The organism is Stutzerimonas stutzeri, assembly GCF_038561965.1.
Classification (GTDB): Bacteria; Pseudomonadota; Gammaproteobacteria; order Pseudomonadales; family Pseudomonadaceae; genus Stutzerimonas; species Stutzerimonas stutzeri_AA.
Genome location: NZ_CP139348.1, coordinates 2,090,017 through 2,114,028 on the forward strand (window position 1 = coordinate 2,090,017; position 24,012 = coordinate 2,114,028).

A 24,012-nucleotide genomic window follows, 5' to 3' on the forward strand; every position below is an offset into this window, starting at 1 on the left:
ACGCAGCCTGGACGCTACGGAGCAGCCTTGGCTGATGTTACCTGCTATCCCTGCGAACGCGCCGGCGGCGCCTAAGGCAACGAGTCCTTCGCCGGGCCCTAAACCTGCCAATACTGGGCAGAGGTGGGAAGCTGAACATGATGAATACTTAAAAGTCCTCTGGCATCAGGAAAAGAAGCTGTGCTCAGAGATAGGCGAGCTGATGCAGCGAACCGAGGGCGCAATCGCCGCACGTCTAGCTCATCTGGAAGTCTTTGCCGACCGTGAAGCAGCACGTGTAGCTGACCAGGCGCGGAGAGATGCCAGATCAGCGCAGGGTAGAGGCAACTGGGACAAGCAGAACCTATAGCCTAGGCCCCAAGGCGAGCCAAGACACCAGTCGAAGAGCCTTGTTCTGCCCAGTCCGCCTTTAGCAGGGGTGGTTATGGATCTACGATGCAGCTCGGATCGCTAGCCAGCCCTGCGCGAAGCACCAGCTATTTCACAAGGACGTCGCTTTGAAACTGCCAGCTGTAAAAAAAGAAAAACTCGAACGTGCTCTGCAGGTGTTCGACCAAAAGCTTCGCCACACTCGCCAATGGCAAGGGTGGACCGAGCACCAAGCACACCGATACGCAATCAGCGCTAATGGCCAGCTGTACCCGGCCAAGAAGATCGTCTCGCTCGCGACAGGAACTCCAGTAAGGCTTTTCTCAGGTGGCCAGACGACCAACGGGTTCCTGAAACGCCACGGCTTCACGATTGTGGATTTGCCTCGCTCCTCTGAACCCGAGCTTTGCTTTGTGGTGGGGCAGGTATATGACCGCCAGACGGAAATACATGATTGGTTCGGTGGTAGCCGGCAAAGCGGTATTTCAGCCTCGGCAAAGGTGCCTGCGATCTTCATTTTCACCGGTGAATCCGGTGAACAATTCGGGTACGCCGACACACGCGGGCCAGATGGTGTGCTCAGTTACACCGGTGAGGGACAGTCAAACGACATGACGCTCACGAAAGGCAACCGCGCCATTCTCGAGCATGCCAAGACAGGTCGGGCTATCCATGTCTTTGAGGCCTTGGGCAAGGGTCAAGGGCAACGCTACATCGGCGAGTATGCGTGCGCGAGTCATGAGTGGCGCGAAGGGCAGGACAAGCACGGAAACGTTCGGAAGGTAGTGGTGTTCAACCTCGTGCCTGTAGGGCTTGAGCTCGAGCGACCGGAACTCGTCGAGGACGACGATGAGAGCGATCCCAGTCTTTCGCTAGCGCAGTTGCGAGAGCGTGCCCTAGCGGCCGCGGCAAGCTCCGGTCCGGGCAGTAAAAGCGAGGCCTTAAGGACGAACTACCGGCGCAGCAAACGTATCTCCGATTACGTTCTAAAAAGAGCCGACGGTAAGTGCGAGAGCTGTAAGAAGCCGGCCCCATTCATTAAGAGAAACGGTTCGCCTTACCTTGAGCCACACCACGTGAACCGCCTCTCCGATGGCGGGCTGGATCACCCGCGTTACATAGGGGCGGTGTGTCCAGACTGTCATAGGGAAATACATCATGGTATTCAGGGGCACGTCAAAAACGACCGGCTAAAGGCTTACGTCGCTGCTCTCGAGCAATAGCAGCCCGGCGCTTGATTGAAAGCACAAGGTCTGGCAATCAGTATGTGACTACTGGTTATCTGATTAGCGATTGCCGGGTTGTTCCGGCTGCGACAGCGGTCAGCTAGGATTTAACATGGACACTGAGCACATCTTCTATCTGCCTATAGCCAGGACAACGTTGCATCAACTTCAAGATGCACAGCATCTTGAGTCCTTTCTTGCCTCGTCTAGTACAGCAGAGCAGATCGCTCTTATTTTCTTGCTACATCTGCCACGTATTGCCGCAGCCAACCCCAGCTCAACTGCGCTAGAAAGAGCTTTTGCACGTGCCCTTGAAAAAGCCTCCACGCGCAAATCCGGAGAGCCCAATTACGACCCGGCATCAGACATTAGAGGTTGCTTTTTGCCGGGCACGGTAACGGATCGGTTGAAAAGCCTTCCGCAGTACCGGATCAAACTGCTAACCGCTGGTGAGGTTCGCCAAGCCGACTACCTCAGTCGGCTTGATCGACTATGGGATTTTTCGTTTTGGGTTCGTCAGCGCGAGCGCGAAAAGGTTCTTCAACACCCCGTTTCGCGCCCCGACGGTTCGATCAGCCTCCTCAGTCGTTCGCAAAGCGTGCTCTATAACGAAATGCGCAACAACATGGAGGAGTCGCTACACGTTCAAGCATATGCCGGCGCTGGCAAGACCTTTCTGATTTCATATCTATTCGAGCTACTCGACCCCGACAGGACGCTGTTGCTGTCGAACACGCCCGGACAAGTAAAAGCGTTGACGGAACGGATTACTCGGTTATGTGGTATCGAGCCCGATAAACTGCACGCGATGACCATAGGCGTGCTGGCGAGCCGGATCATCAACGGTAACCGCACCCGCGACAGCTGGATTATCACCGATCACCAGCGGACGTATCAGCAATATGCTGTTTCGAGTAATCAGATCGCTCAGTGGCTACAACTGCCGCGTGTCGGCGGCCTTTCGCCTGCAACGGTGGCAACGATCTGCCAGCGTACCGTGAAATCTTATTGCGAGTCGTCTGCTCGCTCGTTCAATGCCAGCCATCTTCCAGCGATTGCTGTTCCGCTTACCCAGGCAGACGTCTGCATTTTACTCGAGCTTAGCGAAACCCTCTGGAGAGAAATCGTTTCACCCTCAGAGCCATGGATTCGCCTCCCTATCCGCCATGTGCATCGCATCAAATTCCTGTCTCTGCGTCGGGATGTGATCCCGGAGCGCTTCACGCACGTCGTCGTGGACGAGTGCCACGAGCTAACGCCAGCGATGCTGACCATCCTAGATCGTAGCCCACAGGCAGTGATCACTTTAGGTGATGAGTTCCAGTCACTGTCTCGGCTCGCTGCTCGACGAGGTAACTTCATCCGTCCGCGAATAATCACAGAGTCGGTTCGCGCAGGGGCTCAGATGGGCCAAGTATTGAATCCACTGATCATTGCGCATCCCAGCACATTCAAGGACCCATTCGTAGGCAGGGCCGAGCACCGTACGGATGTAGTCCAATATGATGAGTTGGAGATTCCTAATGACCCGACCACCGTGCTTTGTGCCAACGAATGGGGAGTTCTGGACTGGGTTTTGCGCCTAATCGACGCTGGCGCACGCTTTCGGGTGCCCGAGAAGCTCGCATTGGGGATCCACTTGTTAGTTAGCGACCTTTTCGAGCTCTATTCGCACGGCACTCCAGCTCGTCACCGAAATTTGCTTTCATTCCACAGCTGGGACCACTTGCAGGACTCGATCGGTGCCGTCCCAGGCCTTGCCCGCTTCACTCGACGAGTAGAGAGGGGAGGCTCTCTAACCGATTTTCTAAACGATCTGAGCCAGCATCAGCAAGAAAACGCACCTATCACGTTAATGCGCGCAGAGGATGCCAAGAACCAGGAATTTGATCGCGTCGTGGTCTCCCCGGATTTTCTACGTATGCCCAAGCTGAATGATGTAAGCGGCCTTGGCACTCTTTGCGCGAGCCTTTACACCGCAGCATCACGTGCCAAACACAAACTGATCGTTCCAGGCCAGATTGATGGATGGACGATGGATGCACACAGAAAAGCCTATTCGACCCCAAATCGGAGCTGAACCCCCCTGTAGAAGCCTACTGTGCTTTCTTAGCCGGGCAGGGCGCAAGCTTCTTGCTTGGCCACAACGTCATCGACCATGACCCGCCAACTCTCAAAAAGCAGGCCCCGAAGCTGCCCCGCACACCGCTTGTTGATCGGTCTGTCATGGCGGATTCAAAACCGCGGGATTACGCACACTTCAGGCCATAAGCGGGCTGTTACTGTTACAACAGTGGAACGGCTCGGTGGCACGTCCAGGCCTGCCGTGCGCTTGGAGCGACCTCAAGAGGCTTCGTCCAACTGTTGAACGATACAAATAATTGCTCATACACGCGTCCGAGATCTGAGAGTTGAACGAAATACGAGGCTGGCTCGATAGGAGCCGCTCAGTCGTGGGCAGACCGTCGACGTGTCGAAGCGCTCGAACTCGTGGCACAGGCTGGAAATGACGCTGCATGGGTTGGCCTGTCTCGCCACTGCAACGGTTTCGTGCGGGAAGTTGCGGTGAGGGAGTTGAACCGCACGCGTTCACCTGACGCGCTAGTCGCGTTGATCGACAGGCTCAACGATTGGGTGCCACAGGTCCGTGATCTCGCAGCCGCCGGACTCAAACAGTATCTGTCTCCTTCCCAGGCACCCGCGCTGCTAGCGGCGCTTGAGCCGCTCATCGCCCTTGAAGCACGGCAGAGGGTCGATCATGGCCCCACGCTCATGGCGGCGCGCACGGTATTACAATCCCCGCTCGTTCGGGAGGAGGTTTATCGACACTTCCTGACACGACAGGGTAAAGCAGCGCGCTACCTGTTTGACCTATTGCTAGAGTGCGACGCTGAGCCCGAGGCGCTACTTAGGTCTGCGCTAGCCCACCGGGAGCTCACCGTACGGCTAATGGCAGTGGTTGTCTGTAAGCAACTACCCGCTTACCAGGCGCGTTCGTTGCTAGCCGACGCCTTGTCGCGACCTGGCGCCAGCGTTCGGGTTTGCGTGCTGCGGGCATTGCTGCCTTTACTTGATGACCCGCGCGACGTATTGCGCGACGCGTTGTTGGACGCATCCCGAGGTGTTAGGGGTTTTGCATGCTGGGCAGCTCCCCGCAGCGGCCTTGATGCCGCTGCTATTCTCGCAGAGCGACGTCAAGGCGACATGCCAGTGACGAAGAAAGGCTGGCTAGGCGTTCTTGGTCTCGCCGATGAGCTTGACGTCGAACTCGATATGCAATGGTTGGAGAATGCACTGCGCTCCGGCTACCCAACCGTGCGCGAGTCCGCCGTGCTGCAGCTTCGCGACGATCATTTATCGCTCTTGTTTGAGATGCTAGAGGACCCTTCAGACAGGGTTTTTAGTGCCTCGGTCGCGCGGCTTGGTAAGCAACCTTGGTCGTCATTAAAAGAGCTGGACAGTAAATTGTCTCAACGCTGGCATGCGCTGCCGGCAGCCCGCCGCGAAGCGATTCTGCGGCTGCTGCCTGAGTGGCAACAGCTAGCATTCCTACTCGCTCGGCTGGGCGCGGAAACCGATTTCCAAGCATTCTGGCTCCGTCAGCTGGCTCTTTGGTGCGATCGACAGTATTTGATGGTTGACCCGGTGACACCCAGAATCGAGCGCGAGGCAGCAGCAGAAAAGCTAATGCAACTGGCCGCTCAAGGCCTTTTGAGCATCGAAAAGGTGCAGCGAATACTTTGACTAGTTGTGTTGTCGCCAGAATGAATCTTGACCGCGCGGGTATGGCCCGCAGCTACCCGGCCGATAGCTGCGGCTCTGTCCCGGCCGCTTCCGGCCAAAAGCGGCCGACCATGTAGTGGACTCGCGGACGTTCATTTGAGGCTTGAAGGTATCTACAAACCGGGAGCTATTTATGCCGCAGCTGCTGGTGGCCACCCCCCTTTGGCAGCGGGCGGTTCATTCCTAGTAGGGCTAGTGGCCTACCTGGTGGCTCAGCCGTTCAGCGTGCTCGACCCGACGGTTGATCTCCCACTCGCACACCTCGCACCACCGCAGTAGTCCTTTATCTCCAGCTCGTTTATCTCACTCAGCTGCATCCGCGGCACTAGCAGCAGTGCCTCGTCCCAGTACTGCTGAACCGTCTCCACCGCCAACCACTTCCCGAAACACCTCGGTCACCGTTCGTGAGTCGGCAATATTCAGCTCAATATCCAACTCGCTCAGATCGCCCAGGGTTAGGCCGGTCATCTTGGCGGACAGTGCTGCTGGGCATCGGCAATGTCCTTGCGCTTGTGGTGGCGAATGGGCAGTTTGTCGATACGGTTGCCCGCACCGCCGGTGAAGGGAAACTTGAGGGGAGTGTGCAGGGTTTCAGCCATGTTCGTTGCTCCGGGTGATGGGTATCCGAAAGGAGCTCTGAGCATCGCACCTAGCCGGCCAACAGGCTTTTAATCTGGTTTAAAGAGATGCCATGGGAGGCAAGAGTGGAAGAAGAAGTGACGCTGGAGCATGAGGGGCAGATCTACTCGGCTAGCTATATCCAGCTGGGCGATGAGTTGACGGTCTATCTGCCGGATGGCTCCACACGGCAAACAACGCTCAGAGGCCTGAACCCCGATCATGCTGCCGAAACCCATCTGCGCGGGTATCTGTCCGCCCTGAAGTGCAAGGCCCGAGGTGAGCCATGACGGCCAGCAACATTGAACGGTTCGACGTTCTGACGGGGCGGGTACTGGCTGAGCTGTATCAGCATTTCCCGGTGGATTTGGATCTTGAGGCCTGGAGCTATCGCGACCTCTTCACCGGAGCCCCAATGGAGGATGGCTGGTTAGCGAAAGAGGATGGCGTTTTCTTTCAATCCACCGTGCTCTGGCTTGGCAGTGCCGGCTACATAGAGCATGGAAGCGCTGCCAACAATGGGGATGTTTACCGCTGTGTACTGACAGCCAAAGGTCTTGAAGTGCTGAAAGCTTTCCCTGCTAGCTTGCAGGCTGGGCCAACACTGGGCGACAAGCTGGTGGACGCATCCAAGGGCGGTGCTAAGGAGGTGTTACGCGGCGTTGCCAGCGAGGCGCTTTCCCTTGGGGCCAGGATGCTAACTGCTCAGCTCGGCTTGCCCGGCTAGGGAGGGATAATGGCGGACTGGGTGTGGGTATTGCCAACTAAGGCAGTGGTGGGTGGCACAGTAGCCGGGAGGAAGATTATCTACGTGACAGAGAAGAAGGAGATGCGTACAGAGGCTTTGTGCAGAAAAACTCTGCGGCAAATGTGGCCCGGTTACTATCAGTTAGTCCGTATCGAATAAGAAAGCCCCTCAATCGCGGTGCCTCTGCAGGGAGAATGGCAATGTTTGAAGAAACAATCCGCGCACTGAAAGAGCTTGGCGACGAAAAATCTACCGTCGCCATCTCCGCAGACGATGACAACTACTTCGATCGCGAGTGTCCCGCGCCAGAATGCCTAGCTCAGTTCAAGGTTCTGATGGCAGATTGGAAGGACAAGGTTAGGGACGAGGAGGTCTTTTGTCCGTTCTGCGGCCACACCGCTGATGCTCAGAAGTGGTGGACGCAGGAACAGCTAAATCACGCACGGGACGTCGCTATGGCGAAGGTTCAAGCGGCTTTAGGTGGTGCACTTCGCCTTGATGCGCAGAGGTTCAATCAGAGGCAGCCCAAGGGTGGATTCATCTCGATGAGCATGAAGGTGGACAGCAGACCTCAGCATGTCCCTATCCCCTATGCCGCGGCAGCCCCCATGCGTCTCAAGATCACCTGTGGTGAATGCGGATGTAGGTATGCCGTCGTCGGTGCGGCGTATTTCTGCCCGTCTTGCGGAGCAAACGCTGCGGAACTTGTCTTCGATCTCACGGCCCAGGGCATCCGGCAGTCGCTTGAAGCCGTTGATGCCATCAGAGCTGCCATAGCAGACGCAGACACTGCTGAGAACACGTGCCGTCTGATCGTTGAGAGTGCTTTGCAGAACGTGGTGACGGCATTCCAGAGGGTTGCAGAAGCACTTCACGCACGCGTAGCGCCGACAACCAAGATCCGGCGCAATGCATTTCAGAACCTTGCCGAGGGCTCAGCTCTTTGGGCTGCTGCGATGGGGCGCGGTTACGATAGGCATCTTACGGTCGTCGAGATGGAACAACTGACAACGGCCTTCCAACAGCGTCACCTGCTCGCTCACACACAGGGCGTCGTCGATGATGATTACATCCGGAAAACCGGTGACACACGGTATAAGTCTGGGCAGCGGTTGGTGATCAAGCGCGAGGCAGTGGCTGAAACACTTACTCTGGTCGAGCAATTGACGCATGGCATCCGCGAGGACGCCAAGGATAAACGGTGAGCTCATCAGCAACTGGCTTTGGCCGGGGTCGGACTTTACCACTCACTGCATACCAGTTAGAGATGTTTGCAGCCACTGAATGGCGTTTGGCAAGCGAGCTAGTCCCTCTTTAGCGAGCCCGGTCACCATTGTTTCCAAACCTTTTGCTGGCAAGCCCTTCACCTCTGCGATCAACTGGCTCTTAACGCTGTCTTCCAACTCCGAAGCTTCGATCTGCTTGGCAAGTAGGTCACGGACACTGTCAGCATGCAGCCTAACGGTCAGGGTGCCCAAAACTGCAGTGAGCCCGCCGTCATCCTCCAAGAAATCCAATCCGTTGGCTGTCAGTGCAAGTTTCGTCGGCAAGAAGTCGCCACGACCTGTGGAGGTCATCCGTAAATCACCGCCCACCAAGCCGTGCTCGATCAGATAAGCAGCGTTTGCCATCAGATGTTGAGGATCAGCGTGTAGATGCTCCATACGGTTAGTGAAAAATGGCGCCGGGTAGTGTTCGCGCAACTCTTCCAGCAGCTTACGCTGTAGATCACGATCAAGTTTCATAGAGCCTCCATGCAGTTGTTATTGGTTACTGAATCCTAACTTAGACAAGCGAGCATGCGCAGAATCAGCTTCTGGTGCTCAGGCAGGTCGGCCAGCGGCACCAGAAAGAACAGCCCGATGCCAGCGACTTCTTTACAGGATCATGCGACGGGTTCGTCAGGCGGGAATTGATCAAGCAGCGCGGTCAGCTCGTCTACTAGACGTTGATGACCTGCTGGATTCAGATCCATATTCGTGAGGATACAAGGTTGCGACATTGCCATTCGCTGTTCCCCCGTTTCATCCCACACCTCTATTCGACCATTGCAGTACATGCACCAGAGAAACGAGTGGACTGCCAGCTCCTCCTGAACTGAGGCGCGGCTGTTGCGATCTTGGCGGAAACCCACATCCCGTAATGGATCGAACAGTAAGCGCTCGTTAACGAAATCGAGCGTTATTCGAACGAGGACGTTCTGGCTCTCACTTTCGAGATCAATAACCAGCTTCCCTTCGAGTAGCCCGCCCCCTGACATTTTCATTTTCCCCAACGGAAAGAATTTGCCTTGCTTACGGGCTAGGACGAAGTAGTGCTCCGGACCTTCGTACTTCTCGCCTGGCGCCAACGCTCCACGTCGAAGTGCTTCCAGCTCGACATCGTTGAAGAGCTCCCTGAAGCCTGCAAGCTCATAGAGGTGGTCTCTCTCGTAAGCGCCAGGTCGGGTAATTTCAAGACGTTCCTCCATGGCAATCTCAGCCAAATGGCGCATGAGAGGAAGGTCCTGGATGATGCGTTGATGGTCGGAGGGATCGTCAGGATCAACAATGTCATCCCGCTCAGCATGAGCGATCGCGTGACGACCTTGGTTGGCTACATAGGTCGAAATGTCCTCGCCTGCTCGAATCAATTCACTTCTTCGTTCGATGGCCTTCCTGTCGGTTAGCCGCGGTAGCGTTGCGGCGATCCAGGGCCCGCGTTCCCTCCCATTGGGCAATGACCGACTGAAGGCCTTGTAGAACCCCAGAAACGAGTAGAAGGGGTTATCTATGGACAGGCCTTCCCGATAATAAGCCAACGCTTTGCGTGCCTCGTCACTAACAGGTGCGCAAAGGTTGTCAGCTGGAAGGTAGTCCGTAATCGCATTGTTTCGTGACATACCTAATCGGAAAGGAGAACTCCCACCGCCCCACATGACCAGCTCTACTTTTTGACCTTCACGCCAAGCTATGGCAGTTGCGAGCCGCATGATTACTGCCCTGCACTGGTGGTCAGTCAGGCCTAGACCATCGGTACGAAGCGCGATAGCGGGTAGAGTGTCCCCGCGTTCACCGCGCTCTGCGGGCTGGAGCAAGAACCGTATACCCTCGAAGGAGAGAACTTGTGCCCGCTTGGGCCAAAAAGCTCTGGTTTCCACACCTGCCGTTATCCAGTGTCCGCGCTGCTGCTGAAGTTGTTCAGCTTCTTCGAAAGGGTCTTGTGTCGCCAGCATGGGCCTAGCCTCATAATGAGTTTTTGCTGTACAGAGTAAATCTACGCCCAGCCCGAGAGGCAGCTTCCGAGCGGCGTGAGGCATGGACTATAGATGGTCGAACTCAGTGCTTCCGAATATGCCCTGATTTCGTAGATGCTCGATAACCGCCTCTGGCCGACTCCTGCCTGATGCGACTGGCTCAAAACGGCCAAAGGCAGACGTTCAAACAAAGCCTAGGAGGTGGATGTCATTGGGGAGACGAATGAATGCCACCCCCTCATACTGGCACCCCGCTAGGAATCGGAGGCAAGGCGATGAGCGATGACGGTGAATTCGTCTCGATTGGAGAACTTACAAAGATCCTCCAAGGCCAGATCCATCCGGTGATACTGAAAAGCACGGATGATCAGTATCCGTACTACGGTGTCGGCACCGCGTTCATCTTGGAGTTCGAGCAGCAGCTTTTTGTTGTGACCGCAAAGCACATCCTCGACAGCCAGCATGCCACGAGCAGCGACCTGCAGATCCTACTACGCAAGAATGGGTACTCAGTGCAATTCGATGCCGAAGCAGTATTCCAACCCGACTACTCCCCACACTTCGATCTCGTCATCTTGCGCATTGCCGCCTTCCAGCAAGAACTACTTCGGTCACTTGGCGCTTATTGGATCAACCTCACGGACTCTATCGCGGATGATGAACAGCCGAACGCAGATCATTTCTGCATCGTCGGCTACTCGGAGGACGATCGAGAATATAACTATGAACAGCAGACCTTCACCGCCGAGCTATCCATCCTCGAAGCCAGGCTAACCACACCACAGGTTGATGGGCTATCCACCCTCCATGTGTTCGGTGAGCGCCCGAGCTCATTTCGAGGCCTTAGCGGTTCCCTTGTAGTAGCAAACGTGGACGGAATATGGAAGCTTGCCGGGATGCTCGCCCTTGCTCATGAGGAAACCGGCATCCTCAACTTTATCTCCGCGGACACAATTGGGTTCTACCTGATACGGCTAATCGACATGATTCAGCGCGGCGAGAACATTATCGATAGGCCCGTCAGCTAACCCTGAGCCCAACTGCTTACGCATCACTGGCAAGCGGCCTGCGCACTATCTCCTCTTAGCGCATCGAGTCCAAAGTCCGCTTTTGGCCGAAACCCGCCATCCCCACCGCTCCCGCGTCAGCGATGAGCGCCCCATAGGGTCGAGACGGCACCGGCCGGCTCGATGCGCAGCACGCCAGCGCGACCCGGCCCAGCCGGGTGACGCCATACTCTTTTGCTCCTGCCGTTGCCCATCCTTCACCCCCGTCGGAAACCCCCGCAACCACACCCCACCGCGACCTCACGCACCTACCTACACCGGGCATTTGCCGCTACAGTGCAGGCAGCCCCGTAGTCTGTTGCAAGGATCGCCGTCCGGATGGCTTCACCGTCTCAACCCAAAAGCCTGATCTTCGATCTGGAAGTCGCCCCCGGCAAAGCCGACCAACCCGACCGCATCTTCATGGTCGGTGCCCTGCGTCCCGACACGGGCGAGGAGCTCGAACGCAAGGTCGACAAGGACCTACCCAGCGTCCTCGATGCCTTGGACACGCTGGGGCAGGGCGCAAGCTTCGTGCTCGGTTACAACGTCATCGACCATGACCTGCCGATCCTCAAACAGCAGGCGCCAACGCTTGCCCTGCACCAGCTCCCGGTGATCGACACCTTGCGCCTGTCGCCCTTGGCCTTTCCGCAGAACCCGTATCACCGCCTGGTCAAGGACTACAAACTCATTCGTGACAGCCTCAACTCACCGCTGTCGGACTGCCGCTCCACGCTCACCCTGTTCAACGACCAGCGCCAGGCCTTCGCCGAGCTCAACACGAGTCACCAGGCCGAGCTCCTGTGCTACCAAACGCTGCTGGCTCCAACACTCAAAAGTGACCTGGGCTCGTTCTTTGCCTCGCTCAGCGGCAAAAGCCCCAAACCGGTCACCGAACTGCGCAGCCTCATTCCCGAGCTGCTCAACGAAACCGACCCGACCCTGACCCGTAGCCTCAAGGTCTGCAGCACCCGCCTGGAGCGCCTGCTCGAAACCGACCTCCTGCACGAGTCCCTGCACTGGCCCCTGGCCTATGCATTGGCCTGGCTGCGCGTTTCGGGTGGCAACTCGGTACTGGCGCCCTGGGTGCGTCACCAGTTTCCAGAAGTCGGTCGGCTGATCGCTGAGTTGCGCGACACGCCTTGCGGCCAAGAGAGCTGTGGCTACTGCAGCACCACCCACGACCCGCGCCACGAGCTCCGGCGCTACTTTGCACCGATTCAGGACTTTCGTAGCGAACCGGACGGCCGCACCCTGCAGCACGACGTGGTGTTGGCGGGCATGCAAAGCAAGCACGTGTTGGCCATTCTCGCGACCGGGGGCGGCAAGTCGCTGTGCTACCAGCTCCCGGCCCTGAACCGTTTTCATCGCAACGGCAGTCTCACGGTGATCATCTCGCCGCTGCAGTCCTTGATGAAGGACCAGGTCGATGGCCTGCTGGCCCGCAACGTCCAATGCGCCGCCACCCTCAATGGTCTCCTGACCATGCCCGAGCGGGCCGAGGTGCTGGAGAAGATTCAGCTAGGGGATGTGGGCATCTTGTTGGTCTCGCCAGAGCAGTTTCGCAACAAGGCCTTTCGCCGGGCGATTGCCCAGCGCCAGGTCGGCGCCTGGATCTTCGACGAGGCCCACTGCCTGTCCAAATGGGGCGCCGACTTTCGCCCGGACTACCTCTACGTTTCGCGCTTCATCAAGCAGTTCACCGGTGACGGTGCGCTGGCCGCCATCGGCTGCTTTACCGCCACGGCCAAGCCCGATGTGCTCGAAGACATCGAGCAGCACTTCAAGGATCAGCTCGACATCACCTTCGAGTGCTTCATCGGTACCCACGAGCGGACCAACCTGCATTTTGAGGTGTTGCCCTGTGCCCGAGCTGAGAAGCGCCACCACACCCAGGCCCTGCTCGAAGACGAATTGGGCCGTCGCGAGGGCGGGGCAGTGGTCTTTGTCTCCAGCCGCAAGGGCGCCGAGGAACTGGCAGATTTTCTGATCGGCCATGGCTGGGCCTGCAAGTACTTTCATGCCGGGCTCGAGCCACACGAGAAAAAGGACATTCAGGACGCGTTCAAAAGCGGCGAGCTCAAGATCATCGTGGCCACCAACGCCTTTGGCATGGGCGTGGACAAGTCCGACATTCGCCTGGTGGTGCACGCCGACATTCCAGGTTCGCTGGAAAACTACCTGCAGGAAGCCGGCCGGGCGGGGCGCGACCAAGGCGAGGCGCGCTGCGTGTTGCTGTACGACGCCCAAGACATCGAAAACCAGTTCGGTATGTGCGAAGGCTCGAAACTGACCCTGCGCGACATTCAGCAGATCCTGCGCAAACTGCGCAAGGAGAGTGAGCGGCGCAAGGGCGGCAAGGTCGTCATCACCGCGGGTGAAGTGCTGATGGACGAACAGGTCGAGACCAGCTTCGAAGCCGGTGAGCGCGACGCCGAAACCAAGGTCGTCACCGCGGTGGCGTGGCTCGAGCGTGGGCAGTTTCTAAGGCGTGAGGAGAACCAGACCCAGATCTTTCCCGCGAGCCTGAAGCTCTCCAAGGAGGAGGCCGACAAGCGCCTGGCCAATGCCAAGCTACCGGGCCGAAGGCTCGAAGAATTCAAGGCCATTCTGAGTTTTCTCTATGACGCGAGCGCGGATGAGCGCATCAACACCGACGCGCTGATGGGCTTGACCAGCCTGACCTCCGAAGAGGTCACCGCGACCCTGCGGCAGATGGAGGACCTGGGGCTACTGGTCAATGATTCCAAGCTCACCCTCTACGTGCGCCACGGCGTAGTGGGACCATCCACACAGCGTCTTCAAGCCACGCTGGAGCTGGAGTCGGCACTGTTCGATCTCTTGCAGGAGCAAGCGCCCGAGGCCGAGAGCGGCGAATGGCAGGATCTGAACGTGCCGCTGCTGACCGCAGCGCTCAAGACCGCGACCGGAAACAAGGATCTGATTCCGCTGCACGTGCTGCGCCTGCTCCGGAACCTGGCTCAGGATCACGACAGCGAGACGCAACTGCGCAGCAGTTTCGAGTTGCGTCAGATCAGCCAGGACTTTCTCAAGCTGCGCATCCGCGGTGGGTACAACTGGCGGGGCATTCAAGGATTGGGGGAGCGCCGTCGCGCCCTGGCCGCGGTGGTGCTACCGTTTCTGATCGGCAAGCTGGCGCCGGGCTCGCGCAGCAAGGATTTGTTGGTCGACACCACGTTCGGTGAACTCATGGACCTGATCGACCAGGACCTCGAACTGCGCTCCCGCATCGAGGCGCCCCAGCGACGCCGGGCCATCGAGCACGTGCTGCTCTACCTGCACAAGCAGGACGTACTGACCCTCAACCACGGGATGACGGTGATGCGTCGCGCCATGACCATCGAAGTCGAGCCGGACAAACGCACCGGGTACCTCAAAGACGACTATCAGCGCCTGGACGAGCACTACCGCGAGAAGCGCATTCAGGTGCACGTGATGCGCGAGTATGCCGAGGTTGCACTGGGCTCGATGCGCGAAGCCCGCGACCTGGTGAAGCACTACTTCACCCTGGCTAAGCAGGAGTTCATTCGCCGCTATTTCGCCGGCCGCGAAGAGGTGCTCAAGCTCGCCACCAGCGAAGAGTCCTGGCGCAGCATCGTCGAGAAATTGAGCGCGGCGCAGCGGGTCATCGTCTCCGATGACGATGACGTCAACCGCCTGGTGCTGGCAGGCCCCGGCTCGGGCAAGACACGGGTCATCGTCCACCGCATTGCCTACTTGCTACGCGTACGCCGAGTTCCGGCGCGCTGCATCGTCGCGCTGACCTTCAACCGGCATGCGGCGAACGAGATCAAGCAGCGCCTGGTGAGGCTGGTCGGACCCGATGCATTTGGGGTCAACGTGATGACCTATCACCGCATGGCCATGCGCCTAACGGGTACCCGCTTCGAACGCGGCGAAACGGTCGAGGAAGGGCGGCTCGCCCAGGTGATGAGCGAGGCCGTCGAGCTGCTCGAAGGCAAGCGTCAGGTCGAGGGCGAGGATGACCTGCGCGAACAATTGATGCGCGGGTACCGCTATATCCTGGTCGACGAGTACCAGGACATCGACGACCTGCAATACCGCCTGGTCAGTGCCCTGGCCGGGCGCAAGGCCGAGGAAGAAGGGCGCCTGTGCATCTTGGCGGTGGGCGACGACGACCAAAACATCTACGCCTGGCGCGACACCAACAACCGCTACATCGAGCGCTTTCGCGAAGACTACTCGGCGTCGACCAGCTATCTGGTCGACAACTACCGCTCCAGTGCCCGCATCATCGAAGCCGCCAACAGCGTCATCAACCGCAACCCGGAGCGCCTGAAACAAGATCACCCAATGCAGATCGATACGGCCCGCCGCGAACGACCCAAAGGTGGCGACTGGGAGAACCTGGATTCGGAGCGGGCGGGGCGGGTGCTGCGTTTGAGGGTCGACGCGGAAGACGATGCACGCGCAAACGTTCAGGCCCAAGCGGCCATGGCCGAGCTGCAACGGGTGCTCGCGCTGGACACCGAGGATTGGCAGGGCTGCGCCGTACTGGCGCGCACCCATCAGTACTTGTTGCCGGTGCAGGCCTGGTGCGAGGCGCACGGCGTGCCGTACTGCCTGGCCGCTGACAAGGAAAGTGCATTGCCCCTTACGGCCCAGCGGGGCTTTGTGCGCGCGGTCGAAGGGCTACGCGCGATCACCGAGCCGGTCACGGCCGCCGAAGCATGGATGCGCCTGAGCCAGACGGCCCTTGCCCCGGATTGGTACGGGTTATTCATGACGGCGTTCGATCAGCTCACGGTCGAGTTCGGGCAATGCCCGCTCGCCGCCCGCACGCTGATCGACTGGCTATACGACTACGCCCGCGAGCTGCGCCAACAACCAAGGCAGGGGCTGTACCTGGGCACGGTGCACTCGGCCAAGGGGCTGGAGTTTCGGCACGTGGAAGTGCTGGACGGTGGCTGGTCCTCGCAGCCCGAAACCTTGAGCGATGAGCGTCGGCTCTTTTACGTGGGTATGACCCGCGCCGAGCAGACCCTGACCCTATGCGAATTTCCGGGCGGCAACCCCTTCTCACGCAACCTAACCGAAGAGGTGATGGGGCGGACCTTTGCCGGCGAGTTCATGCCAGAACTCGACAAGCGCTACCTGCAGCTCTCGCTCAAGGACATCGACCTGGATTTTGCTGGACGCCAGCCGCCGAGCTCAACCGTCCACAAAGCACTGGCAAGCCTTGAGCCGGGCGATCCCCTCACAATCCAGCCACAGGACGACCGTTACTTGATCTTGGACGCCAACGATCGAATCGTCGGCCGTACCGCAAAGACCTTCAAGCTCGACCTCGATGTCGAGCACTGCGAGGTGGCGGCGATCCTGGTACGCCACACCGATCGATGCGAAGAACAGTACCGGGCCTGGCACAAGTGCGAGCAGTGGGAGTTGGTGGTGCCGAGGGTAGTGGGCGGACTGAGGATTAACCGAGCTGGCCGGAACTGAAAATAACCGCCCTGCAAGAGGCTTGATGTTTGTACGTCTAAGGCACAGCGATGTGCCGTCACATGGAGGTGGATATGATCGTTTCGAAGGCAGTAGTCGTGAGCGTAAGCGTTGCGCTTGGAATTGGCGCTATAACGGGGTGGCTGGTCAGTGAATCCCAATCCGATAGGTGGGATGTCGTTCGCCCCCCGATGGAGATTCTGACGGAGCCGGATGAAGTTCGAGTCTGGGGTGCCTGGAACGTCCAGGCCGGCTATGTCCAACCGGGAACCGGTGCGATAGAGATACGGTGCTTTCAGGCAACGGAGCTTTGCATCGAAGCAGAGGCAAATTTGCTCAAGCATCTGGAAGGACAGGACCTCACGTCAGCGGCCCGGGTGTATCGGGTTTCTTTATGGACTGAAGAGTTGCTTGAAGCGAGCGAAATCACCAGCACCTTGGATTGTGCGCGGCGCCAACTATCAATTCGGCCTCAAGAGAAGTCTGCCGTTCAAACGTGGCAGGGCATTGGTTCGTGCGAGGCAGATCCAGGACGCGCGGTGCTTGAGGGCGATCCATTCTAAGCAACATCTTCCCTAGTGCGTGATGTCACTATGCCATATAGTCTCAATCCCCCAATGTTTTACAAGGATGAAAGCTATGTGGAGAGGTCGGTTCGTGGCCGTAGGTTGGATTGCGTTGGTAGCGCTGATTAGCGGTTCTGCCATTGCAAAAGAGAATTCGGCACTATCGGATGATGCAATCGCCCAGATCCTGATTGATCGGTCGATCAATGCATATTCTGGCAACTGTCCATGCCCATACAACCGCGCCAGCAATGGCTCAAGGTGCGGGGGCCGTAGTGCATACAGCCGACCAGGCGGAGCCTCGCCGCTGTGCTACAGGGAAGATGTTTCAGCCGATTCGATCAAGCGATATCGCGCGCAGCATCAGATCGCAGGAAGCGATTCCGTTAGATAGAAGCGTCGGCGCGTCGTTATTCTTAACGGCGCCACTCTTCCTCTGTTCTATAACTCATCGCATTGAGCTGAATATGTTGCATCTGGTCTGGCTGACCAGTGGTACGGAATCTGATCGATAGAATCGGCCATGTCTGGCTCAGGCCGAATAGCTACTACCAGATCTGCGGCCTCCCGAACCAGATTGTTGTTAGAAGCCCCACTTAATCTGCCGGCCCGGCGAGGCCAGGTAAGCTGCGGGAACACGCCTCCGATTGGACTGAGAGCACATCGCGTGCCTACAGCAGTACAGCTTCATTCAGTCAATCCAGACGGTGCTGGAGGATGTCCTCCTTTTAGATGCCCTGGGGTTCCGAAACATCGGAGCGTATAAAGAGAACATTACTGAAGCGAAAAGCATGCAGACGATCGTAACTATTAGGCCTAGGGCATTTTGGGCGGTGAGAGTCTCAGGCTCAACAGATTGCCAAGTGACTAAGAAGCCCAATGCGGCACCGAGCGCTAGCTGAATAGCACTTGCCATTGTGCCTGCGATGTCACTCAGAACTCGAAATACCCACTTTGCGATGTAGAGTGAGCGACCTTTGCGCATGTTCAGGTGCTTGGCAAACAAAGCCCCGATAACCAACGGGATCATCAAACATGCGTACCATTTCATCAGCGGAATAGGTGTCAAGCTAGCATTGATCAGTTCTTTCAGAGCCTTGCTCGTCGGGGCGAATAGCAGAAGCGGAATGCCTCCCACGATGAACGACACGACAAGCTCTCTGGTCGCCTGTTCAAGTACTTCCAGCATTTCCGCTCGCGGGGGAATCAATCGCATTTCATTCATCCTGTTCGGTCATCGAGGAGCAGAGCAAGGGGGTGGCTGACCCCCTTTTCCCAAGATAGCTTTTGCTGTCACCTAAGCCTCTTTGCGAACTATCGATTTCGGCTAGCTAAACGAAGTCTTGATCGCGTCAGCCGACCGCAGGGAGGGGCACGATGGAAGCCCGAAGGGGCGAGACGGTCTCCGGCTCGCTCCACGACAGCGCATCCCGGCAGCGCCGGGCGACGCCCCTGCTTCAACCTGCCCCGAGAGTCCCAGCCGCCAATCTTACCGTCCAGCGGATCGTTACCGATCAACCGTGAACGAGTTCACAGTAAAACATCGGCGACTTTGACCAGATTTTCTAGGCACCTGATAAAGGGCCTCGACGAAACATCTCGTAAAAAACTGATGTTCGTCAGCCGTGCAGTAATCGTAGCTAATCAAAGGGAATTGAAATGAAAAAACTGAGCATTATTACCGCAGCAGTTCTTCTCTCAAATCAGGCAAGTGCGGCTCCAGCCTGGTATTCGGGAAAAATCACCAGGGTTTGGCCTCAAGGCGGTGCGTTCATAGTTACTCTGGATTCAACCGCATTAGACGACTGCCAACACAAATATGCATACTTCCAGCGTGCGACCCTTGGTGAGAAACTATACTCAGAAACCTACGCCCTTGCCTTGTCGTCGATGGCAATGCAGACCAAATTCGGAATTGTTATAGATAAGCTCGCAGTGGGTGCGCAGTGCAACGCGACCAGCGCTGATGTTAGGCAGAATTAAACTACGCAAAAGAGCGTCCTTGCTTGGTTGCAAGAAGGACCAAAACTTTCGTGTAAATTATTCGCCGAGGTCAGTATGGTCTTTATCTCTAGAATCATGACGGCATCTTTGCTGCTCTTGTTAACTTCTGCCGGAATGGTCTATGGCGCAGAAGACGGTTTTAATAGCGCAGCGACCGATATATACCAAGATCCGGGTTTTAACACAAATCGCGATTACTCTTCCAGTCGACAGGAAGACTCCATCGACCCATTCTCCGGTCAGCTAAAAATATTAGTAGTTGACCTGCATGTGCCGGGTAATGGCGGCCTAGATATTGATGTCGTTCGCAACTATCAAAGTAACAATAATGATCGCGGCCCATACAATAATGGGCATACGGCTCGCACTCCTTTCGGGACGGGCTGGGATATAAATTTTGGCAGAATACTTGTACCCAATAATAATTCTTATAGACATATCAATGCGTCGAATAGCCCTTCCTCATGTAAGAAGAACAACGTCGCCACAGGATTCAATCCGTACCTCGAACTTCCAGATGGGTCCCGTGAACTACTAGCGAACAGCTTGGGCACCGATTATGCTTTTATTACGAAAAATCGGTGGATCGGAAAGTGCCTGCCAACTGGAGAAAATGCGAACTCCGTTGGCGGACTAATTGTTTTCTCCCCTGAAGGAAAAAAATATACCTTCAATTTGCTGGGGTCGGTTTCTCCAGATAAACCATATATGGCTTATTTTGTTACAAAAATCGAGGATCTTGATGGTAACAGCCTCCAATTCGATTATTTTAAGCCGAGCGGAAATACCGTTACTAGATATACCCTCCTAAAGTCTATTGTCGCCTCCGACGGGCGTCGCGTCGATTTCGACTATGCCGACGTTACTAACGACGCGATCGGATGGCGCCCCCGTCTGACCAGCATCAAGGGCGGCGGAAAGAGCGTTGCATACAACTACAATGATGCGGATTGGTTTTCGGGAACTAACGAGTTACCGCATTACCTGACTTCGGTGCGGTACGCTGATGGAACAAAGTGGTCGTATAAGTACATCCATCGCTCGGACCAAGCAAACTTTGTTCCGGGCCGATTTTCAATATCTGAAATGACGAGTCCGCTTGGTCTTAATACAAGTTATACATACGAATATCGTCAGATGGGTGCGCTGCCGGCGGAAAAAGTTAATGTTGTTACAAGTCGCACACTAAGCTCCGTTGCGGGGGCTGATCAATCAAAGCAGGTTTGGAAATATTCTTACACGAAGGGTTACTCACCCAACAACGACAAAACGTTGGTTGCAGGCCCGCAGAGCTGTGTCCGTTATGAACATATAGGATCCGACACGATAAGCAAGGCGACGATTACAAACGAGCTGTGGAAGCTTGGTTTACTGGTAAAAAAGGAGACACTTGACGGTTCAGCGTGCAGTACACTCGTTAGGAGCGAGCAAAGTACATGGGATAGTCAAAAAATATCATATCAAAATGAGGTGAGGCGATACGGGGCATATAACTTCAGTCAAACGCAGAATGGAACATATACCGCCATCCTGGCCAAGATGGTGGTACAGCAAGGTGGCTCTAATTACACGACAGAGTATACGTACGACGAAAACGGACAGCCTACGCGGGTTGTCGAATCAGGCCAAAAAACAAGAACTAAAAATCTGACATATTCGAGGCCCGGTGGTAATTGGGTGCTTGGCTTGGTGGCGACGCAATCAATATCCGGGATATCCGGAAATATAAGTTTTTCTTACAATACAAGCGCGAGGGTTACGCAGAAAAATGAATACGGCGTCATTACCAAGTATTCGTATACAAGTCGAGGCGATGTCAGTGCTCAGACTGACGCTAATGGTCGAACCACTCGTTATGAAGATTACTATCGCGGTGTTCCGAGGCTGATCACCTATCCTGACGGAACGACTGTTAAATATACAGTCAACTCATCGGGGACGGTTGCATCACGGACCGATGAGCTCGGAAGGGTAACATCATATTCATACGACGACATGGATAGGATTGTGTCGATAGTTCCACCGAAAGGCCTTACCTCGAAAATAGCTATCAAGTATGCTTTTGGTAGTAACGGGGCCACTGAGACGTTGTCTGTAGGAGCCTATAGACGTGTGCGGAATTATAACCAACTTGGCCAGTTATTTAATCAAGCCGAGAGCGGTACCGGCAGTGCGATCATAGTCGCAGCTCGGTATGATTCCCAAGGGAACCGCACCTTTTTTTCCAACCCAAACTATCTCTCGGCCTCTTCATCTGGAGAGCGTCGCAGTTTCGATGCCCTGAACCGCATAACGAAGATAACTAATGCCGACGGCACTTCAAGTTCGTTTTCCTATCAGACGGGAAACAAGGTAAGCGTGAGCGATGAGCGGAGCAACGTTACAACAAAAGAGTTTGTTGCATTTGGCGAGCCTAATGAAAAAATCCTGTCAAAAGTAACTCAGCCAGGCGGAGTCACCACGTCGCTAAGCCTCGATAACCTGGGGCGGGTAACGTCAGTCATGCAAGACGGGCTAACGAGAACCTTCGTATTCTCGAGCAATGGTTTTCTCGCGTCTGAAAACCATCCCGAATCGGGAGTCACTCAGTACACCCGCGATGCAGTAGGTAACGTTCTGTCCAAGAAGGTAGGTGCGGCCGCGGCAGATCTGTACACATATGATATGAGAAATAGGTTAACGACGGTTACATACGGGGGGAGCACGCTTAGGCTCGCAAATACGTTCGACAAAGGAGGGCGGCTCGCGACGCAGAGTTTCGGGTCCTCAACTTGGACTTATTCCTACGACGCGCATGACAATCTTTTGAGCGAGAGCGTCTCTCTAGCGTCACCGTCGCGTACGTTCAAGCTATCGTACAGCTACAATGCGACGGATGCACTCTCCTCCATGACCTATCCAAGCGGCCTGATAATCGATTTCTCTCCAGACGCCTACGGAAGGCCGACGAAGGCCGGCGCTTACGCAAAGTCAATTAGCTATCATGCTAATGGGGCGATCCAGCAACTTCACTTTGGTAATGATCGTAAGCTAACCGTCACGTTAGATAATAGGCTGCGTCCTGTTGAACGTGTTGTTTATGGCACTGACTTGCCGATGCAGCAGCGATTGGTCTACGACGCTACAAGCAATGTCATTCAAGTAACTGATCTTCAAAACAGTGGATACTCGCAGAAACTCACTTACGATACGCTTAATCGAATCTCATCTGGCGTGGGCGGGTGGGGCACGGAGATATATAGTTATAATAATCGCGGCGATATAACAAGCCGGAAACTTGGCACATACGTTATCAATTATGCCTACGATACCCGCGGTAGACTATCTGGCCTCAGTGGCAACATTCAGAGTGCTGTTACCTACGATGAAAAAGGCAATGTCCTCGCAGCTCGCAGCCAATATCGATATGACCTCGCAGGAAATCTGTCATTAGTTTGTTTAAATGCTCGTTCCGACTGCGCTGCTCGGCCCGACCTGCAGTACTCTTACGATGCGCGGCAACGAAAAATTGTAAGTACCGATAGTGAGGGGAATCGGAGCGTTCATATTTACTCAAGCAGAGGATTGCTTGCTAGCGAAGAGAGCCTGACGTCCGGAACGGTTAAAGATTATATATATGTCGGAAGAGAGCTTGTTGCGCACAGCGAGACATGCTCCGCCATTGATTCCGACGGTGATGGGTTGCCAGATTGCTATGAAAAGCGCCTAGGGCTCGATCCGGATGATCGAGCGGATGGCTACGCTGATAGTGACGGTGATGGCGTCTTAAATTATCAGGAGTATCGATACGCCACTAAAATTCGCAATGTCGATAGTGATAACGACGGGATGCCGGACGGCTGGGAGCTACGATTCGGTCTCGATCCAAACTCCGCGTCGGACGCTCATCTAGATCTGAACGGCGACGGCGTGTCCAACCTTGAGCATTTCACCAAAGGCACACCTGCATCATCGTTGTGGCCCGCAGTACTTCCTGCTTTGAATGTCATTCTTAATTAGCGCTAATGGGCGTGTTAGGAAATTCATTTGTGCGATGTTGCGCTCATGCGGCAACGATAATCAACAGGGATGACGGATTATGAGACGCTTGTTTTGCTTTCTGATGGTCGTGCTCTTCTGCCTTGGTGCACCGGTCCACGCGGAAACTCTTAGATTTACCACCTATTATCATAATGACTATCTTGGTTCACCGGTCGCGGCTACCGATGAACGAGATGAGCTTTTGTGGCGGGCGCACTTCAGACCTTTCGGCGAGCGGCAGGAGGAAACGCCGACGGGACGGTTCGGAGCTTTGGGTTATACAGGCCATGCGCAGGACGATACGAGCGCGCTTATTTATGCAGGTGCTCGACATTACGATCCTGTCTTGGGCCGGTTTCTTTCCATCGACCCGGCCAACATTCAGTTTGAATCCCCCGTTACCTTCAATCGCTATGCCTATGGCAACAATAATCCCCACCGCTACGTTGATCCGGACGGGAGAATGTCCGACGATGCCATCCTTGCTGGCGGCTGGATACCTGGGTTTGAGGTTGATACATGGCAGGGGAGCCTGGGACCGATTGGTGGCTTGAAAGGAGGGCTGGCTCCGCAGGGAGAGTTAATTAATAGCGGGGTTAAGGCTAGACCCGCAGTGTCGGAAGCTAAAGACGTAACCAAGCGCCCGTCGACGTTCAGAAAGCGAACCATTCAGGATTCCTGGGATAATGCCGCTCCTGGATCAAAGCGTGATGCGAAAGCATGCCCTACTTGTAATAAAGATGTCGAGGTCGCTCCTGGGCAGGGGCGTCGAGATTGGGACGTAGACCATCAGCCAAAGTGGCGCGATAGGGATTTGCGTGGTCTGGATAGGAAACAAGTGTTGGATCAATATAACAAGGATGTTAGGTTGCGATGCCCGAGCTGTAACCGCAGCGACAATTGAGGAACA

16 protein-coding genes are annotated in these 24,012 nt (G+C 56.0%); 12 read left to right on the forward strand and 4 right to left on the reverse strand.

Features of this window, described 5'->3' with window-relative positions; translation table 11 throughout:
- Nucleotides 1–497: 497 nt before the first annotated feature.
- The 3 genes from SM130_RS09710 to SM130_RS09720 all read left to right on the forward strand — a co-directional run bounded on the left by SM130_RS09710 (nt 498) and on the right by SM130_RS09720 (nt 5,339).
- The gene (locus SM130_RS09710; RefSeq protein ID WP_256045013.1) at nt 498–1,592 is read left to right on the forward strand and encodes an HNH endonuclease; all 1,095 of its coding nucleotides are present in this window, start codon (nt 498–500) and stop codon (nt 1,590–1,592) included.
- 115 nt (nt 1,593–1,707) lie between these two features.
- On the forward strand, nt 1,708–3,675 hold the full coding sequence (locus SM130_RS09715) for an AAA family ATPase (RefSeq protein ID WP_256045012.1): 1,968 nt from the start codon (nt 1,708–1,710) through the stop codon (nt 3,673–3,675).
- Between the two features lie 485 nt (nt 3,676–4,160).
- A complete protein-coding gene (locus tag SM130_RS09720; RefSeq protein ID WP_256045011.1) occupies nt 4,161–5,339 on the forward strand; it encodes a PBS lyase in 1,179 nt (392 codons plus the stop codon).
- 503 nt (nt 5,340–5,842) lie between these two features.
- Here SM130_RS09720 and SM130_RS09725 read toward each other — a convergent pair.
- Complete coding sequence (locus SM130_RS09725; protein WP_256045010.1) at nt 5,843–5,977, reverse strand: hypothetical protein; 135 nt, start codon at nt 5,975–5,977, stop codon at nt 5,843–5,845.
- A 105-nt stretch (nt 5,978–6,082) separates the two neighbouring features.
- Here SM130_RS09725 and SM130_RS09730 point away from each other — a divergent pair, with 105 nt between their 5' ends.
- From SM130_RS09730 to SM130_RS09740, 3 genes are all read left to right on the forward strand, one after another.
- Nucleotides 6,083–6,286 carry a hypothetical protein gene (locus SM130_RS09730; RefSeq protein ID WP_102052514.1) on the forward strand — a complete coding sequence of 68 codons (204 nt, stop codon included), beginning with the start codon at nt 6,083–6,085 and terminating at the stop codon, nt 6,284–6,286.
- The gene (locus SM130_RS09735; RefSeq protein ID WP_102052515.1) at nt 6,283–6,723 is read left to right on the forward strand and encodes a hypothetical protein; all 441 of its coding nucleotides are present in this window, start codon (nt 6,283–6,285) and stop codon (nt 6,721–6,723) included. Before SM130_RS09730 ends, SM130_RS09735 begins: the two co-directional genes overlap by 4 nt.
- A 221-nt stretch (nt 6,724–6,944) precedes the next feature.
- Entirely contained in the window at nt 6,945–7,949 is a 1,005-nt protein-coding gene (locus tag SM130_RS09740) for a hypothetical protein (RefSeq protein WP_102052516.1), read from the forward strand.
- Between the two features lie 42 nt (nt 7,950–7,991).
- Here SM130_RS09740 and SM130_RS09745 read toward each other — a convergent pair whose 3' ends face one another.
- Together SM130_RS09745 and mauJ are read right to left on the reverse strand one after the other, a co-directional pair.
- Entirely contained in the window at nt 7,992–8,489 is a 498-nt protein-coding gene (locus SM130_RS09745) for a hypothetical protein (RefSeq protein WP_256045009.1), read from the reverse strand.
- Nucleotides 8,490–8,629: 140 nt separating this feature from the next.
- A complete protein-coding gene (gene mauJ / locus SM130_RS09750) occupies nt 8,630–9,958 on the reverse strand; it encodes a methylamine utilization protein MauJ (RefSeq protein WP_256045008.1) in 1,329 nt (442 codons plus the stop codon).
- Nucleotides 9,959–10,254: 296 nt separating this feature from the next.
- Between mauJ and SM130_RS09755 the strand changes: the two genes are divergently transcribed.
- The 3 genes from SM130_RS09755 (at nt 10,255) to SM130_RS09765 (ending at nt 17,075) form a co-directional block, all read left to right on the forward strand.
- Nucleotides 10,255–11,007 carry a hypothetical protein gene (locus SM130_RS09755; RefSeq protein WP_256045007.1) on the forward strand — a complete coding sequence of 251 codons (753 nt, stop codon included), beginning with the start codon at nt 10,255–10,257 and terminating at the stop codon, nt 11,005–11,007.
- A 357-nt stretch (nt 11,008–11,364) separates the two neighbouring features.
- Nucleotides 11,365–16,512 carry a RecQ family ATP-dependent DNA helicase gene (locus SM130_RS09760; RefSeq protein ID WP_256045006.1) on the forward strand — a complete coding sequence of 1,716 codons (5,148 nt, stop codon included), beginning with the start codon at nt 11,365–11,367 and terminating at the stop codon, nt 16,510–16,512.
- Between the two features lie 74 nt (nt 16,513–16,586).
- On the forward strand, nt 16,587–17,075 hold the full coding sequence (locus tag SM130_RS09765; protein ID WP_256045005.1) for a hypothetical protein: 489 nt from the start codon (nt 16,587–16,589) through the stop codon (nt 17,073–17,075).
- A 694-nt stretch (nt 17,076–17,769) separates the two neighbouring features.
- Here SM130_RS09765 and SM130_RS09770 read toward each other — a convergent pair.
- Nucleotides 17,770–18,294 carry a hypothetical protein gene (locus SM130_RS09770; RefSeq protein ID WP_256045004.1) on the reverse strand — a complete coding sequence of 175 codons (525 nt, stop codon included), beginning with the start codon at nt 18,292–18,294 and terminating at the stop codon, nt 17,770–17,772.
- A 443-nt stretch (nt 18,295–18,737) separates the two neighbouring features.
- On the opposite strand from SM130_RS09770, the gene SM130_RS09775 reads away from it, so the two are divergent.
- The 3 genes from SM130_RS09775 to SM130_RS09785 all read left to right on the forward strand — a co-directional run bounded on the left by SM130_RS09775 (nt 18,738) and on the right by SM130_RS09785 (nt 24,006).
- Nucleotides 18,738–19,061, forward strand: a complete 324-nt coding sequence (locus tag SM130_RS09775) for a hypothetical protein (protein ID WP_256045003.1) — start codon at nt 18,738–18,740, stop codon at nt 19,059–19,061.
- A 96-nt stretch (nt 19,062–19,157) separates the two neighbouring features.
- Entirely contained in the window at nt 19,158–23,081 is a 3,924-nt protein-coding gene (locus SM130_RS09780) for an RHS repeat protein (RefSeq protein ID WP_342369135.1), read from the forward strand.
- 79 nt (nt 23,082–23,160) lie between these two features.
- Nucleotides 23,161–24,006: an RHS repeat-associated core domain-containing protein gene (locus SM130_RS09785; RefSeq protein ID WP_256045001.1), complete on the forward strand. Its 846-nt coding sequence runs from the start codon at nt 23,161–23,163 to the stop codon at nt 24,004–24,006.
- Nucleotides 24,007–24,012: the final 6 nt, after the last annotated feature.

Coding starts and splice junctions, on each gene's coding strand:
- SM130_RS09715 (WP_256045012.1), top strand. CDS start 1,708: ATGGACACTGAGCACATCTTCTATCTGCCTATAGCCAGGACAACGTTG.
- SM130_RS09725 (WP_256045010.1), bottom strand. CDS start 5,977: ATGGCTGAAACCCTGCACACTCCCCTCAAGTTTCCCTTCACCGGCGGT.
- SM130_RS09735 (WP_102052515.1), top strand. CDS start 6,283: ATGACGGCCAGCAACATTGAACGGTTCGACGTTCTGACGGGGCGGGTA.
- SM130_RS09740 (WP_102052516.1), top strand. CDS start 6,945: ATGTTTGAAGAAACAATCCGCGCACTGAAAGAGCTTGGCGACGAAAAA.
- SM130_RS09745 (WP_256045009.1), bottom strand. CDS start 8,489: ATGAAACTTGATCGTGATCTACAGCGTAAGCTGCTGGAAGAGTTGCGC.
- mauJ (WP_256045008.1), bottom strand. CDS start 9,958: ATGCTGGCGACACAAGACCCTTTCGAAGAAGCTGAACAACTTCAGCAG.
- SM130_RS09755 (WP_256045007.1), top strand. CDS start 10,255: ATGAGCGATGACGGTGAATTCGTCTCGATTGGAGAACTTACAAAGATC.
- SM130_RS09760 (WP_256045006.1), top strand. CDS start 11,365: ATGGCTTCACCGTCTCAACCCAAAAGCCTGATCTTCGATCTGGAAGTC.
- SM130_RS09765 (WP_256045005.1), top strand. CDS start 16,587: ATGATCGTTTCGAAGGCAGTAGTCGTGAGCGTAAGCGTTGCGCTTGGA.
- SM130_RS09770 (WP_256045004.1), bottom strand. CDS start 18,294: ATGCGATTGATTCCCCCGCGAGCGGAAATGCTGGAAGTACTTGAACAG.
- SM130_RS09775 (WP_256045003.1), top strand. CDS start 18,738: ATGAAAAAACTGAGCATTATTACCGCAGCAGTTCTTCTCTCAAATCAG.
- SM130_RS09780 (WP_342369135.1), top strand. CDS start 19,158: ATGACGGCATCTTTGCTGCTCTTGTTAACTTCTGCCGGAATGGTCTAT.
- SM130_RS09785 (WP_256045001.1), top strand. CDS start 23,161: ATGAGACGCTTGTTTTGCTTTCTGATGGTCGTGCTCTTCTGCCTTGGT.